Annotated in this window: 1 protein-coding gene; it reads left to right on the forward strand. The window is 26.2% G+C overall.

Annotated elements, in window-relative coordinates; translation table 11 throughout:
- On the forward strand, positions 1-839 hold an 839-nt coding region (locus tag Q0733_RS12935; protein WP_298782750.1), incomplete at its 5' end, for a hypothetical protein.
- Positions 840-974: the final 135 nt, after the last annotated feature.

Below are 974 nucleotides of genomic sequence, written 5' to 3' on the forward strand. Positions count from 1 at the left end.
CTTTTATGAAAATTGAAAAAGTAAAGAATTATAATCAAAAATTATTAGCTATTTTAGGAACAATTGGTGGAATATTTTTAGTTGTTGCTTTGGTTTCGTTTATATCAATTGTAATTCAGGAACATAGAAGATTTGATTACAATGAACCAGAAACTGGAATTTTATCAGAAGAAAAAATCGAAAAACTACAGAAGGAGAATAAACGAGAACAAGTTATTTCCTATGAAAATCCGATATTAATTGACACTTTAAATTTGAATTATATTATTCCTGTTTCACATAAAACATTGAATGAAAAAGAAGATATAACTGGACTTTTGAACGCTTTTACATCTTCAGACTCTGAAGAGTTCACAAAAAAAGACGAAAGATATTCAGCAAGATTTTACGGAGAATTTAATAATATTATAGTTTATAATGCAAATAGTGGAATTAACAAGAAGTTATTTGATACCCGAATTAATTTTAATAAAATAAAAACGGAGTATTTTGAGAATGAAATTCTAATTTTAATAAAAGCCTCTGAAAAAGATACTTTTAAAGACGGAGTAATTAATCTAAAAGATTTTGGCTCACTTTACGTTTACTCATTTAAAGAAAATAAAATGAGAAAAATAGGAGTTGAAGGAATGGATATTTATAATTTTAAATTTATCAATAAAAGTAAAGACTTGCTTATTGAATTCGGAATTGACAAAAATAAAGATGGTACGTTTGAAAGTTACAATGAACCAACAATAATTAAAAAATACGATTTTAAAAATGACAAAATAATTGAGATTATAGATTCCAAAATTAATTCTGAATTACAAAGAACATTAGAAGGAACGAAAAAATAACGAACACACAACACCGTATAAACTTTATTGCTAGTTTTAGCTCACTTGGGAAATTCCTTCGGAATTTCGCCGTTCGTGTTTTATTTAGTAAATTCATTTCTTAAACCACGCAACAAAGCTTATACAACAACGTTG

The organism is uncultured Polaribacter sp. (assembly GCF_947500975.1).
GTDB lineage: Bacteria > Bacteroidota > Bacteroidia > Flavobacteriales > Flavobacteriaceae > Polaribacter.